The following is a 12,336-nucleotide window of genomic DNA, read 5'->3' as shown; positions in this document are numbered from 1 at the left end:
ATACCGCTTGTGTCCGTTTCCGGCGGCGCGGGGGCGACGCCGTGCGGTTCGGCGACCCGCGAGGAGGCCCGGCGGCCGTACCCTGACCCGGGAGTGACCAGGGAGGCTACGCTGGGGATCATGCCGTCCTCCCGCCGCACCGCCAGGCAGGCCGACCTGCTGGAACGACTCGTCGCCCTGGTGACGGCGGAGGGCTTCGCCCATCTCACGCTGGACGACCTCGCCGAGCGGCTGCGCTGCTCCAAGACCACGCTGTACCAGCTCGCCCGCAGCAAGCAGGGGCTGGTCGTCGAGGCGGTCAAGCACTACTTTCGCGGGGCGACCGAGGCCGTCGAGAAGCGGGTGGCGCTGACCGCCGACCCCTCGGACCGCGTACGGGCCTACCTGACCGCCGTGGCCGAGCAGCTGCGCCCGCTCTCCCGCCGCTTCCTCGACGACGTCGCGGATTTCCCGCCCGCCCGCGAGGTGTACGAGGCCAACACGCGGATGGCCGCCGAGCGGGTGCGCCGGCTGATCGCGGAGGGTGTCTCGGACGGCGCCTTCCGCGAGGTGCACACCGCGTTCGTCGGAGAGGTCGCCGCCGCCACCATGCGGCAGATCCAGCAGGGTGAGCTGCAGGCGCGCACCGGACTGACCGACGCGGAGGCCTACGAACAGCTCGCCTCGCTGATCGTGCACGCCGTCTCCTCCTGACCTGCGCGCCCGGATCCTCCGTCCGGCCGCTCAGCCCGGACCTCCCGTCCGGTCGTTCCGCCCGGCCCCCGTCCGGCCCCTCCGCCCGCTCTCCGATGCGGCCTGCGACATCACTCGAGCGGGTCTTCGGCCTGGCTGTGGCACGCCTCCATGCCGTACTGTGAATGATACGTTCGTACGCACGCCAGTATCATTCGCAGTACTCCGCACTTTCCGTACTTTCCGCACTCCTCCGTGGAGGTCACCATGCCTGCCACCCGCGCCCTGCCGACCGAGGAAGCCGTCGAGCTCATCCAGCTCACCCGCACCCTCGCCGCCAAGGAACTCGCACCACGGGTCGCCGACGCGGAGGCGGACGGGGCGTTCCCCCGGGACGTCTTCCGCACCCTCGGCCGCAGCGGCCTGCTCGGGCTGCCCTTCGCCGAGGAGGACGGCGGGGCGGACCAGCCGTACGGCGTCTACCTCCAGGTCCTCGAGGAGGTCGCCGCGGTCTGGTCGAGCGTCGCCGTGGGGATCTCCGTGCACGCCCTGTCGTGCTTCCCCCTGTCCCGTTTCGGCACCGCGGAGCAGCGGCGCAGGTGGCTGCCGGACATGCTGGCCGGTGAGCTGCTCGGCGCGTACTGCCTGTCCGAGCCGCACGCCGGATCCGACCCGGCGGCCATGCTCACCCGCGCGGTCCGCGACGGCGACGCCTATGTGCTGAACGGCACCAAGGCCTGGACCACACACGGCGGTTACGCCGACTTCTACACGGTCATGGCCCGCACCTCCGACGACCGCACGCACGGCATCTCCTGCTTCCTCGTCCCGGCCGACGCCCCCGGGCTCAGCGCCGACCCGCCGGAACGCAAGATGGGCCTGACCGGCTCGGCGACCGCGACCATGCGGTTCGAGGACGTCCGGGTGCCCGTCGAACGCCGGATCGGGGAGGAGGGGCAGGGGCTGAAGATCGCGCTCGCCTCCCTTGACTGCGGCCGCCTGGGCATCGCCGCCGTGGCCACCGGTCTCGCCCAGGGCGCCCTCGACCACGCGGTGCGCTATGCCCGCGAACGGGAGACCTTCGGCAAGCCGATCATCGAGCACCAGGGCCTGGCGTTCGTGCTCGCCGACATGGGCGCGGCCATCGAGTCGGCGCGGGCCACCGCGCTGGCCGCCGCCCGGCTGAAGGACCTCGGCCTGCCCTTCACACGGGAGGCGTCCATCGCCAAACTCGTGGCCACGGACAATGCCATGAAGGTGACCACGGATGCCGTGCAGGTCCTCGGGGGGTACGGATACACCCGTGACTTCCCGGTGGAGCGCTTCATGCGCGAGGCCAAGGTCATGCAGATCTTCGAAGGAACCAACCAGATCCAGCGCATGATCATCTCCCGTGCGCTGGACCGCGACGAGGGCGGTGTGCTCACCGTCCTCGGCAAGGAGTGATGATGCAGCTCGAGAACACCGCCGCCCTCGTCACCGGCGGTGCGTCCGGCCTCGGCGCGGCCACCGCGCAGGCCCTCGCCGGGCGCGGCGCGCGGGTCTTCGCCCTCGACCTCAAGGACGGCGTCGACCAGGCGCCCGAGGTCGACGGCGTCACCTATGTGCCCGCCGACGTCACCGACCCCGAGCAGGTCCGGGCCGCCGTCGCGACCGCGGCCGGCTCCGGCGTGCCGCTGCGCACGGTCGTCAACTGCGCCGGCATCGGCCCGTCGGCGCGCATCCTCGGCAAGAAGGGCGTCCATGACCTCGGCCTGTACGCCAAGGTGATCCAGATCAACCTGATCGGCACGTTCAACGTGCTCGCGCTCGCCTCGGAGGCCATCGCCGAGACGGAGGCCGACGAAGACGGTCAGCGGGGCGTGATCGTCAACACCGCCTCGATCGCCGCGTACGACGGTCAGATCGGCCAGGCCGCGTACGCGTCCTCCAAGGGCGGGGTCGTCGGGCTGACCCTGCCGGCCGCCCGCGACCTGGCCCAGTACGGCATCCGGGTGTGCACCATCGCCCCGGGCATCGTGGAGACGCCGATGCTGGCGACCGTGTCGGAGGAGTTCCGCGCCTCGCTCGCGGCCGGCGTGCCGTTCCCGCGCCGGCTGGCCCGCCCCGAGGAGTACGCCCGGCTGGCGCTCACGATCGTCGACCACGACTACCTCAACGGCGAGACCATCAGGATGGACGGCGCCCTGCGGATGGCGCCCCGCTGAGCCCCCCGGGCCCACCGCGTCCACCGGGCCGGCCGGGCCCTCGGTGTGCCGGGACTGCGGGCCTCACGGCCTGACCAGCAGCTGGAAGTCGAACGCGTACCGGGACGCGCGGTAGATGTGCGTCCCGTACTCGACCGCCCGGCCGGTGTCGTCGTACGCCGTGCGCCGCATGGTCAGCAGGGCCGCCCCCTCCGCTTCGGCGAGGAGGGCGGCCTCCCCGGCGGTGGCGGCGCGGGCGCCCACCGTCTGGCGGGCACTGTGCAGGGTGACCCCCGCGGTGCGCAGCAGCCGGTACAGGCCCGTCGACTCCAGGCGCTCGGTGGCGAAGTCCGGCAGCGCCGGAGGCAGGTAGTTGCACAGGAACGCCACCGGCTGTCCGTGCGTGGCGCGCAGCCGCTCCAGCAGTGTGACCTCGCTGCCCTCCGCGACGGCCAGCGCGGCGGCGACGTCCGCGGTCGCCGGCACCCGCTCGTTGCGCACGACGCGTGTCGTCGGTCCCTGGCCCGCCGCCTCCAGGTCGTCGTACAGGCTGCTGAGCTCGAGGGGTCGTTTCACCTGGCTGTGCACCACCTGGGTGCCGACGCCGCGCCGGCGCACCAGCAGCCCCTTGTCGACGAGCGACTGGATGGCCTGGCGGACCGTGGGGCGGGACAGCCCGAGCCGGGTCGACAGGTCGATCTCGTTGCCCAGCAGATCGCCCGGGGCGAGCGCCCCCTGTTCGATCGCCTTCTCCAGCTGCTGGGCGAGCTGGTAGTAGAGCGGCACCGGGCTGGTGCGGTCCAGTGCGAAGTGCAGCGCGTGGAGCGCCGAGCCCTGCGCGGCACGGGTCCCGGCGCCGGTCTTCGCCATCGGGGCACCCCTTCGGGTCGTCGGTACGGCGCGGTCGTCACCGGGGAACCTGTGCGCCTCCGTCAAGATCAGGTCCGGTTGCCCGGCTGGTCGCGCCGTATGGGAGGCTCCTCACGGCGATCGGGACCTGGCTCTCCCCAGGTGTAGGTCCCGGGAGCGCACGCTGTCAAGACTTTGTTCTTACATTCGGACCTGCTCGTGAAATGATGTCATAACAAAGTATTGACAGTGGGCTCGCCAAGGAATTGAATCCGGTCCCAGCAGTGCACAGGCCGGGTCCGAGACGCCTGAACAGTCGCGGACCCGGCCCCCTGGCCCCAATCTGAGTAGAAACGGGCCCCGGATCCTCCGATCGCCTCCACCCGATCCCCGTCGTTTTCTCCGTCGCACAGTGAGGTGCAGGAAAGATGGACAGCTCTTCTCCGTCCCGCTCACGCAGCATCGCTCCGGTCGTGGCCATGGCCGCGGCGGTGGCCCTGACCCTCGCAGGCTGCTCCAGCAGCTCCGGCGGGAAGAAGTCCGAGGAGAGCGCGGACGGCGCTTCCGCGGGCAAGGCGAGCACCCCGCAGATGACGGTGGCGCTGGTGACCCACCAGTCGCCCGGCGACACCTTCTGGGACATCGTCCGCAAGGGCGCCGAGGCGGCCGCCGCCAAGGACAACGTCAAGCTCATCTACTCCGCCGACCCGAACGCCGGCAACCAGGCCAACCTGATCCAGAACGCGATCGACCAGAAGGTCGACGGCATCGCGGTCACCCTGGCCAAGCCGGACGCGCTCAAGGACGTCATAGCCAAGGCGAAGACCTCGAAGATACCCGTGGTCGGCCTCAACTCCGGGGTCAGCGAGTGGAAGAACCTCGGCCTGATGGAGTTCTTCGGCCAGGACGAGACCGTGGCCGGCGAGGCCCTCGGCAACCGGCTCAACACCGAGGGCGCCAAGAAGGCCGTCTGTGTCATCCAGGAGCAGGGCAACATCGGTCTCACCCAGCGCTGTGACGGCGTGAAGAAGACCTTCAAGGGCACCACCGAGGTCCTCAACGTCAACGGCACCGACATGCCGTCCGTGAAGTCGACGATCACCGCCAAGCTGAGCCAGGACAAGGCCATCGACTACGTGGTCACTCTCGGCGCCCCGTTCGCGCTGACGTCGGTGCAGTCGGTGGCGGACGCGGGCAGCAAGGCCAAGATCGCCACGTTCGACCTCAACAAGGACCTGACCGGGGCCATCAGCAAGGGCACGATCCAGTTCGCCGTCGACCAGCAGCCCTACCTCCAGGGCTACCTGGCGATCGACTCGCTGTGGCTCTACAAGAACAACGGCAACTACATGGGCGGCGGTGAGCAGCCGGTGCTGACCGGCCCGGCCTTCGTCGACAAGTCCAACGTCGAGGCGGTCGCCGCGTTCGCCGCGAAGGGCACCCGGTGATGAGCGGGACCCGGCATGCCGAGCCGGCGGTGACCACACCGCCGGTCTCCGGCCCGCAGCAGAGCGACGGCCGGACCGCCAGGCGTCCGCTGGCGCTGCGGCTGCTGGCCCGCCCCGAGGTGGGGGTGTTCCTGGGCGCTGTCGCCGTGTACGTGTTCTTCCTGATCACGGCCCCGCCGGTGCGCGAGGGCAGCGCGATGGCGAACGTCCTCTACCAGTCGTCGACCATCGGGATCATGGCGCTGCCGGTGGCGCTGCTGATGATCGGCGGCGAGTTCGACCTGTCGTCCGGCGTCGCGGTGATCACCTCGGCGCTCACCGCGAGCATGCTCAGCTACCAGCTCACCATGAACGTGTGGGTCGGTGTCGTGGTGGCGCTGACGGTGTCGCTGGGCATCGGGTTCCTCAACGGCTGGATGGTGGTGAAGACCGGCCTGCCGAGCTTCCTGATCACGCTGGGCACCTTCCTGATCCTGCAGGGCGTGAACCTGGCGGTGACCAAGCTGGTCACCACCAACGTGGCGACCGACGACATCAGCGACATGGACGGCTTCGGCCAGGCCAGGAAGGTCTTCGCGTCGTCGTTCCACATCGGCGACGTCCAGGTGAAGATCACCATCGTGTACTGGCTGGTGTTCGCGGCGCTGGCGACCTGGGTGCTGCTGCGCACCCGGTACGGCAACTGGATCTTCGCGGTGGGCGGCAACAAGGAGTCGGCGCGGGCGGTCGGCGTGCCGGTGACGTTCACGAAGATCTCGCTGTTCATGCTGGTCGGCTTCGGCGCCTGGTTCGTGGGGATGCATCAGCTGTTCACGTTCAACACCGTGCAGTCGGGTGAGGGCGTGGGCCAGGAGCTGATCTACATCTCCGCGGCCGTGATCGGCGGCTGTCTGCTGACCGGCGGCGCCGGCTCGGCGATCGGCCCGGTCTTCGGCGCGTTCATGTTCGGCATGGTGCAGCAGGGCATCGTCTACGCCGGCTGGAATCCCGACTGGTTCAAGGCCTTCCTCGGCGTGATGCTCCTCGGCGCCGTCCTGATCAATCTGTGGGTCAGCCGCACGGCGACCCGGAGGTGACCCACCCCATGACATCCACCGACAAGAGCGCTGCCCACGGGGCCGTCATCGCGGACACCGTCCCCGAGCCGGGGGACGGCCCGATCGTCGAACTGCGCGGCGCGGGCAAGTCCTACGGCAACATCCGTGCCCTGCACGGTGTGAGCCTCGCCGTCCACCCCGGGCGGGTGACCTGCGTACTCGGCGACAACGGCGCCGGCAAGTCCACCCTCATCAAGATCGTCTCCGGGCTGCACCAGCACACCGAGGGCGAGTTCCTCGTCGACGGCCGGCCGGTGCGCTTCACCACGCCCCGCGAGGCCCTCGACCGCGGTATCGCCACCGTCTACCAGGACCTCGCCACCGTCCCGCTGATGCCGGTCTGGCGCAACTTCTTCCTCGGCTCCGAGATGACGAAGGGCCCCTGGCCCGTGCGCCGTCTCGACATCGACGCCATGAAGAAGACCGCCGACCGCGAACTGCGCAACATGGGCATCGTCCTGGACGACATGGAGCAGCCCATCGGCACGCTCTCCGGCGGTCAGCGCCAGTGCGTCGCGATCGCCCGCGCCGTCTACTTCGGCGCCCGGGTGCTGATCCTGGACGAGCCCACCGCCGCCCTCGGCGTCAAGCAGTCCGGCGTGGTCCTGAAGTACATCGCCGCCGCCCGCGACCGCGGCCTCGGCGTCATCTTCATCACCCACAACCCGCACCACGCCTACATGGTCGGCGACCACTTCAGCGTCCTGCGTCTCGGCACCATGGAACTCACCGCCTCCCGCGACCAGGTCAGCCTCGAAGAACTCACCAACCACATGGCCGGCGGCGCCGAACTCGCGGCCCTCAAGCACGAGTTGTCCCAGGTGCGCGGCGTCGACGTCGACGAGCTCCCGGAGGCGAAGGACCTCACCGCACCCGTGGCGGCCTCGGACGAGGGCAAGTCCTGAGGCGCCCGTAGGACCGGACGGGAGCGTCCGCCGCCGACAGGCGGCGACGCTCCCGCGCTCGTGTGGTGGGGGAGATGGGCCGCATGCGGCCCGTGCCCGATGGTGCGGCTGTGGCCTGCGGCGCAACCCCCCCCACACGGGGGAGCGAGCCCATGACACACCCGTACCCACGTCTGCGCAGGGGCGCCCGTCGTCGTCGCGGCGGGAGCGCTGCCGGCGCCCGCCGTCGGCGTCGCAGCTGCTCGACTACGCGTTCAGGCACCCCGTGATGTTCCCGCCGGGTGAGAAGTTCTTCTACGGCAACACCAACCTGATCCTGCTCGGCCTGGTCGTCGAGAAGGCGAGCGGGCAGGCCCTGGACGACTACGTCCAGGAGCACATCCTGGATCCGGCCGGCGCGATGGCCACCGGCGTGCTGCCCGACGGCGAACGGATGGTCAGCGCGACCACCCAGAAGCAGCGGCTGATCACCCCGCCGACCCCGATCCCCGGCGCGGGATACGGCCTCGGCATCTTCGACGTGCGGGGATGGATCGGCCACAACGGCTTCCTGCCGGGCTACGAGTCGCTGACCATCTACCTGCCGTCGGCGCAGGCCACCCTGGTCGTCGTGCTGAACACCGACATCGACCACAAGAACCAGGAACCCAGCACCCTGTTCGGCGACGCGATCACGAGGATCGTCTCAGCGGACCACGTCTTCAACCTCCCCGCGCAACCGGCGGCGCGGTGAGGACGTTGCACCGCGGTGGGTGAACCCGCGGGGTCCGGTGCAGGAGCGGCCTGCGACCCCGCGCGACCCGGCGCGTGACGCCTGCGCCCCGGACCAGGTCGCGATCCGCCACGGCCGGTGAGCCCGCGGAGGGCGGCCGGGGCCGGGGCGTGCTCCGCCCCGGCCCCGGCCGCCCTCGTCCCGCTGCTCAGCCTGGTGTCAGGCGCCCCGTACCTCCGCGATCGTCACCGGCCGGTGCTCGTGCAGGGACAGCGTGCAGGCCTCGGCGATCCAGCCCGCCTCCAGCGCGTCCTCGATCGTGCAGGGCGACGGGCGGGTTCCGGCCACGACCTCGGTGAACGCGGTGAGTTCGGCGCGGTACGCGGCGGTGAAGCGGTCCATGAAGAAGTCGTGCGGGGTGCCGGCCGGGAAGGTGGCGCCGGGCTCCACGGAGCGCAGCGGCAGCTTGTCCTCCAGACCCACGGCGATCGAGTCGGTGAAGCCGTGGATCTCCATCCGCACGTCGTAACCCCGGGCGTTGTGGCGGGAGTTGGACACCACCGCGATCGTGCCGTCGTCGAGGGTGAGGATCGCGCCGGTGGTGTCGGCGTCGCCCGCCGCCTTGATGTAGTCGGCGCCCCGGTTGCCGCCGACCGCGTACACCTCGCTCACCTCGCGGCCCGTGACCCAGCGGATGATGTCGAAGTCGTGCACGGAACAGTCCCGGAAGATGCCGCCGGAGGCGGCCACGTACGCGGCGGGCGGCGGCGCCGGGTCCAGCGTGGTCGAGCGGACCGTGTGCAGCGTGCCCAGCTCACCGGTCTGCACGGCGGCCCGCGCGGCCACGAAGCCCGCGTCGAAACGGCGGTTGTAGCCGATCTGGATCGGCACCGGACTGCCCTGCACCGCCTTGAGCACCTCGACGCCCTCGGCCATCGTCCGGGCGACGGGCTTCTCGCAGAAGACGGGGACGCCCGCCTCGACGGCGGCGAGGATCAGGCCCGGGTGGGCGTCGGTCGCCGCGGCGATCACGACGCCGTCCACCCCGGCGGCCAGTACGGCCTCGGGGGAGTCCGCGACCTCGGCGCCGAACCGCTCGGCGGCGGTCTTGGCGGCCTCGGCGAACGGATCGGCCACGACGAGCGACTCGACGGCGTCGAGTCCGAAGAGGGTCTCGGCGTGGAAGGCGCCGATGCGGCCGAGGCCGAGGATTCCGATGCGCATGGGGGTGCAGCTCCTTGAGGGTCTTCGGGGGAGGGGACGGAGACGGTGAAGGGAAGGACGGGGGCGGGGAGGAGCGGAGGGTTGCCGGGGCGGGGGTGGACGTCTAGTCGAGTCCGCCGAGGACGTTCTGGTCCCAGTCGATCACCGAACCGGTGACCACGCCCGACCGGTCCGACAGCAGCAGGACGACGAAGTCGGCGATCTCGTCGGGCCGGCCCAGCCTGCCCATGGGCAACCGTGCGGCGGCCTGCTCACGCCAGTCGTCGCCGGCGCCGTGGAAGGCCCGCTGCGTGGCGTCCTCGCCTTCGGTGGCCGTCCAGCCGATGTTGAGGCCGTTGATCCGGATCCGGTCGAAGCGGTGGGCGTGCGCGGCGTTGCGGGTGAGGCCCATGAGCCCGGCCTTGGCGGCGACGTACGGCGCGAGGAAGGGCTGTCCGCCGTGCGCCGAGGAGGTGATGACGTTGACGATCGTGCCGGGGGCCGCCCGGGACAGCATGTCCGCGACCGCCGCCTGCATGGCGAAGAACGGCGCCCGCAGATTGATCGCGATGTGCTGGTCGAACAGCTCGGGGGAGGTGTCCAGCAGCGTGCCCCGGGAGGTCAGCCCCGCCGAGTTCACCAGGCAGTCGACCCGTCCGTAGGCCGCCACCGTCTCGGCCACCGACGCCCGTGCCTGTCCGGCGTCCGCCAGGTCGGCCTGGACGAACACGGCCTTGCCGCCGGCGGCGGCCAGTTCCGCGACCAGCGCCTCGCCCGGCTCCCGCCGCCGTCCGGTGACGGCCACGAGGGCGCCCTCACCGACCGCGGCCCGCGCGACGGCCGCGCCCACGCCCTGGCTGCCGCCGTTGACGAGGACGACCTTGTCGTCGAGAAGTCCCATGTACGGGTTCCTTTCAGCTGATGCGCCGCGCGGCGCCGGCCCGCAGCGCGTCCCGGAGCGTCGGTGGGGTCCACCCCTCGCGCAGCGCCTGCCGTACGAGGTCCGCCTGCGAGGGCGGGGCCAGTCCGTCGACCGGCGGGTCGGCGTCGAGGTTGGTGGGGAAGGGGTAGCCTTCGGCGCTCGCGGCGACGACCCGCTCCAGCCACTCCTCGCCGGCGCCTTGCGACCTGCGGCTCAGCAGCACGGGGAAGACCGCGTTCACCACCGCCTCCCGGTCCACGGTCTCCATCGCGCGCCCGAAGGCCGAGGACACCTGGAGCAGGTTGGCCGTGCGGCGCACGCCGGTCGTGCGGTTGGCGCCGGCGGCGTGGAAGACGGCCGGGTTGAAGAATGCGGCGTCGCCCTTGGCCAGCGGCAGCTGCACGTGCCGCTCGGCGAAATAGGCCTGGAACTCCGGCCGCCGCCATGCGAGATAGCCGGGCTCATAGGTCTGCGAGTACGGCAGATACAGCGTGGGACCGGATTCCACCGGCATGTCGCAGTGCGCGACCGCGCCCTGGAGCGTGAGCACCGGGGAGAGGCGGTGGACGTGCGCCGGGTAGGCGGCGGCCGCCCGGTCGGAGAGGAACCCGAGATGGTAGTCGCGGTGCGGGCTCTGGGCCGCGCCGCCCGGGTTGACCACGTTGACCTGCGAGGTCACCTGGTAGCCGGGGCCGAGCCAGGCGCGGGCGACCAGGGCCAGGACGTCGCTCGCGTAGTAGTCGGCGAACGCCTCCGGGTCGTGCAGGGCGGCCTTCTCCAGGGCGTTCCAGACGCGGTCGTTGGCGCCGGGCTTGGCGAAGTGGTCCCCTGCGGTCGCCCCCGAGGCGCGCTGCGCGGCGACGAGCGCGTCGAAGACGGCCGTCAGCCGGTCGACGACCGCCGTGTCGGGGAAGGCGCCGCGCAGCACGACCACGCCGGGGCCGTCGGAGAACGCCCGCACCAGCTCGGCGCGCACCGCACGGCCGCCGTCACCGGCCGCCCGCAGACGGGCGCTGTCGTAGACGAGGACGTTCGCCTCGACGGCCGCGGCGTGCGGGAAGTCGTCGAGGTCGGTCGTGCGCTCGACGAGCGAGCGGAACACGTCCAGGTCGCAGTCCTGCTCGGTCAGCCAGGCAGGACCCTGCACGGAGGTGAAGGACATCGGCGTCCCTTCGATGACAACGGCGGCTCAGCCCTGCCATTCTTGTCATGACAAACCCGTCGAACAACCAGCAGGCAGCCGTCAAAAACCCCTCAAGCCGAAGCCGAGGAGTCTTCCGTGGGTCACCCTTTCCCCCTCCGCGAGATCGCACGTCAGGCCGGTCTGAGCGAGGCGACCGTCGACCGGGTGCTCAACGGCAGGGGCGGGGTGCGGGAGTCCACCGCGCAGGAGGTGCGCCGGGCCATCGCCGACCTCGACCGCCAGCGCACCCAGGTCAGGCTCGTCGGCCGTACCTTCATGATCGACATCGTGATGCAGGCGCCGGAACGGTTCACCACCGCGGTGCGCTCCGCGCTGGAGGCCGAGCTGCCGTCGCTGCACCCGGCGGTGCTGCGCTCGCGCTTCCACTTCCGCGAGACCGGACCGGCCGGGGAGCTGGTGGCGACCCTGGACCGGATAGCGCGGCGGGGCTCGCAGGGGGTGATCCTCAAGGCGCCGGACGTCCCCGAGGTCACCGCGGCCGTCGGCCGGCTGGTGGCCGCCGGCGTCCCGGTCGTCACGCTGGTCACGGACCTGCCCGCCAGCGCCCGGCTCGCCTACGTCGGCATCGACGACCGCGCGGCCGGTGCGACCGCCGCCTATCTCGTGGGCCAGTGGCTGGGCGACCGGCCCGGCAACGTCCTCACCAGCCTGAGCAGCGGGTTCTTCCGCAACGAGGAGGAGCGCGAGATGGGCTTCCGCGGCGTGATGCGGGCCCGGCACCCGGAGCGGGCGCTCGTGGAGATCGTCGGCGGGCAGGGCCTGGACGTCACCCAGTACGACCTGGTGCGCGGCGCACTGGAACGGGACCCGCGGATCCGCGCGGTCTACTCGATCGGCGGCGGCAACATCGCCGCCCTGCGCGCCTTCGCCGACCTCGGACGGACGTGCGAGGTGTTCGTCGCCCACGACCTCGACCAGGACAACACCCGGCTGCTGCGCGAGCACCGGCTGTCCGCCGTCCTCCACCACGACCTGCGCCACGATGTGCGCGAGGCCTGTCACACCGTGATGCGGGCGCACGGCGCGCTGCCGCCGGCCGGCCCTCTGCCGCCGTCGGCGATCCAGGTCGTCACCCCGTACAACATGCCGCCCCGGGCGGCGGCCGGCTGACGCGGGCCGCCGCCCGGGGGCGTGCGCT

The 12,336-nt window shown here is 71.5% G+C and carries 11 protein-coding genes and 1 pseudogene; 8 read left to right on the top strand and 4 right to left on the bottom strand.

Translation table 11 applies throughout. The annotated features are described in order from the left end of the window. Window positions 1-120: 120 nt before the first annotated feature. From OHS82_RS08000 to OHS82_RS07990, 3 genes are all read left to right on the top strand, one after another. Window positions 121-693, top strand: coding sequence for a TetR/AcrR family transcriptional regulator (locus OHS82_RS08000; protein ID WP_057583881.1), 573 nt, complete (start codon window positions 121-123; stop codon window positions 691-693). A 246-nt stretch (window positions 694-939) separates the two neighbouring features. Then, complete coding sequence (locus tag OHS82_RS07995) at window positions 940-2,118, top strand: acyl-CoA dehydrogenase family protein (protein WP_057583883.1); 1,179 nt, start codon at window positions 940-942, stop codon at window positions 2,116-2,118. 2 nt (window positions 2,119-2,120) lie between these two features. After that, window positions 2,121-2,879 carry an SDR family NAD(P)-dependent oxidoreductase gene (locus OHS82_RS07990; RefSeq protein WP_057583887.1) on the top strand — a complete coding sequence of 253 codons (759 nt, stop codon included), beginning with the start codon at window positions 2,121-2,123 and terminating at the stop codon, window positions 2,877-2,879. A gap of 63 nt (window positions 2,880-2,942) precedes the next feature. On the opposite strand, the gene OHS82_RS07985 is transcribed toward OHS82_RS07990, so the two are convergent. Continuing rightward, window positions 2,943-3,728, bottom strand: a complete 786-nt coding sequence (locus OHS82_RS07985) for a GntR family transcriptional regulator (RefSeq protein ID WP_057583889.1) — start codon at window positions 3,726-3,728, stop codon at window positions 2,943-2,945. A gap of 407 nt (window positions 3,729-4,135) precedes the next feature. Between OHS82_RS07985 and OHS82_RS07980 the strand changes: the two genes are divergently transcribed. From OHS82_RS07980 to OHS82_RS07965, 4 genes and pseudogenes are all read left to right on the top strand, one after another. Then, the gene (locus tag OHS82_RS07980) at window positions 4,136-5,155 is read left to right on the top strand and encodes a sugar ABC transporter substrate-binding protein (RefSeq protein ID WP_057583891.1); all 1,020 of its coding nucleotides are present in this window, start codon (window positions 4,136-4,138) and stop codon (window positions 5,153-5,155) included. Next, window positions 5,155-6,231 carry an ABC transporter permease gene (locus tag OHS82_RS07975; protein WP_057583922.1) on the top strand — a complete coding sequence of 359 codons (1,077 nt, stop codon included), beginning with the start codon at window positions 5,155-5,157 and terminating at the stop codon, window positions 6,229-6,231. The genes OHS82_RS07980 and OHS82_RS07975 overlap by 1 nt, the downstream gene beginning before the upstream one ends. 8 nt (window positions 6,232-6,239) lie before the next feature. Further along, a complete protein-coding gene (locus OHS82_RS07970) occupies window positions 6,240-7,157 on the top strand; it encodes an ATP-binding cassette domain-containing protein (RefSeq protein ID WP_328433600.1) in 918 nt (305 codons plus the stop codon). A gap of 214 nt (window positions 7,158-7,371) precedes the next feature. Continuing rightward, window positions 7,372-7,890: pseudogene (locus OHS82_RS07965) on the top strand (serine hydrolase domain-containing protein); the annotation flags it as partial. Between the two features lie 198 nt (window positions 7,891-8,088). Here the strand turns inward: OHS82_RS07965 and OHS82_RS07960 are convergent. The 3 genes from OHS82_RS07960 to OHS82_RS07950 form a co-directional block, all read right to left on the bottom strand. After that, window positions 8,089-9,093 (bottom strand): Gfo/Idh/MocA family protein, encoded by a 1,005-nt coding sequence (locus tag OHS82_RS07960; protein WP_328433599.1) that lies wholly within the window; start codon window positions 9,091-9,093, stop codon window positions 8,089-8,091. Between the two features lie 103 nt (window positions 9,094-9,196). Continuing rightward, window positions 9,197-9,973, bottom strand: a complete 777-nt coding sequence (locus OHS82_RS07955; protein WP_057582430.1) for an SDR family oxidoreductase — start codon at window positions 9,971-9,973, stop codon at window positions 9,197-9,199. Between the two features lie 13 nt (window positions 9,974-9,986). Beyond that, entirely contained in the window at window positions 9,987-11,156 is a 1,170-nt protein-coding gene (locus OHS82_RS07950; RefSeq protein ID WP_057582431.1) for a phytanoyl-CoA dioxygenase family protein, read from the bottom strand. 117 nt (window positions 11,157-11,273) lie between these two features. Here OHS82_RS07950 and OHS82_RS07945 point away from each other — a divergent pair, with 117 nt between their 5' ends. Then, window positions 11,274-12,308: a LacI family DNA-binding transcriptional regulator gene (locus tag OHS82_RS07945; protein ID WP_057582432.1), complete on the top strand. Its 1,035-nt coding sequence runs from the start codon at window positions 11,274-11,276 to the stop codon at window positions 12,306-12,308. Window positions 12,309-12,336 lie beyond the last annotated feature (28 nt).

Origin of the sequence: Streptomyces sp. NBC_00425 (genome assembly GCF_036030735.1) — a bacterium.
In the GTDB taxonomy this organism is placed as follows: Bacteria; Actinomycetota; Actinomycetes; order Streptomycetales; family Streptomycetaceae; genus Streptomyces.
Note: the sequence above shows the minus strand (reverse complement) of the source record. Positions and strands in the feature narration are given on the sequence as shown.

What these genes read in the sequence shown, in the direction of transcription:
- OHS82_RS08000 (WP_057583881.1), top strand. Translation starts at nt 121, where the DNA reads ATGCCGTCCTCCCGCCGCACCGCCAGGCAGGCCGACCTGCTGGAACGA.
- OHS82_RS07995 (WP_057583883.1), top strand. Translation starts at nt 940, where the DNA reads ATGCCTGCCACCCGCGCCCTGCCGACCGAGGAAGCCGTCGAGCTCATC.
- OHS82_RS07990 (WP_057583887.1), top strand. Translation starts at nt 2,121, where the DNA reads ATGCAGCTCGAGAACACCGCCGCCCTCGTCACCGGCGGTGCGTCCGGC.
- OHS82_RS07985 (WP_057583889.1), bottom strand. Translation starts at nt 3,728, where the DNA reads ATGGCGAAGACCGGCGCCGGGACCCGTGCCGCGCAGGGCTCGGCGCTC.
- OHS82_RS07980 (WP_057583891.1), top strand. Translation starts at nt 4,136, where the DNA reads ATGGACAGCTCTTCTCCGTCCCGCTCACGCAGCATCGCTCCGGTCGTG.
- OHS82_RS07975 (WP_057583922.1), top strand. Translation starts at nt 5,155, where the DNA reads ATGAGCGGGACCCGGCATGCCGAGCCGGCGGTGACCACACCGCCGGTC.
- OHS82_RS07970 (WP_328433600.1), top strand. Translation starts at nt 6,240, where the DNA reads ATGACATCCACCGACAAGAGCGCTGCCCACGGGGCCGTCATCGCGGAC.
- OHS82_RS07960 (WP_328433599.1), bottom strand. Translation starts at nt 9,093, where the DNA reads ATGCGCATCGGAATCCTCGGCCTCGGCCGCATCGGCGCCTTCCACGCC.
- OHS82_RS07955 (WP_057582430.1), bottom strand. Translation starts at nt 9,973, where the DNA reads ATGGGACTTCTCGACGACAAGGTCGTCCTCGTCAACGGCGGCAGCCAG.
- OHS82_RS07950 (WP_057582431.1), bottom strand. Translation starts at nt 11,156, where the DNA reads ATGTCCTTCACCTCCGTGCAGGGTCCTGCCTGGCTGACCGAGCAGGAC.